This is a genomic window from Thermus sp. FJN-A, assembly GCF_054655095.1.
The window spans coordinates 1-292 of sequence record NZ_BAAHSC010000030.1 but is presented as its reverse complement, the minus strand read 5'-3'; the positions used below and the strand labels follow the sequence as shown (position 1 = coordinate 292).

The window sequence follows — 292 nt, the reverse complement described above, 5'->3', positions numbered from 1 at the left end:
CCGGTGCCGCAGCCACTGGTGCAGGGCCCGCTGGGCCGTGGGCGAGAGGACCACCATCCGCTCCTTCCCCCCCTTCCCCTGGACCCGGATGGCGTGGGGGACGCCGTCCTGATAGGTGAGGTCGGCGTAGGTCAGGGCCAGGGCCTCGGAGAGGCGGAGGCCTGTGCCGTAGAGGAAGGCGAGGAGGGCCCAGTCCCGGAGGGCCACCCGGGGGGAGCGGTTCTGGTAGGCCGCCTGGAGGAGGCGGGCCACCTCGGGCGGGGTGAGGTAGACGGGGAGCCTCCGGGGGAGC

The 292-nt window shown here is 74.7% G+C and carries 1 protein-coding gene; it reads right to left on the bottom strand.

What is annotated here, in order from left to right:
• Nucleotides 1-292 (bottom strand): tyrosine-type recombinase/integrase (locus tag ACYQ0J_RS00145; protein ID WP_460170223.1); only part of this gene is annotated, 292 nt, incomplete at both ends.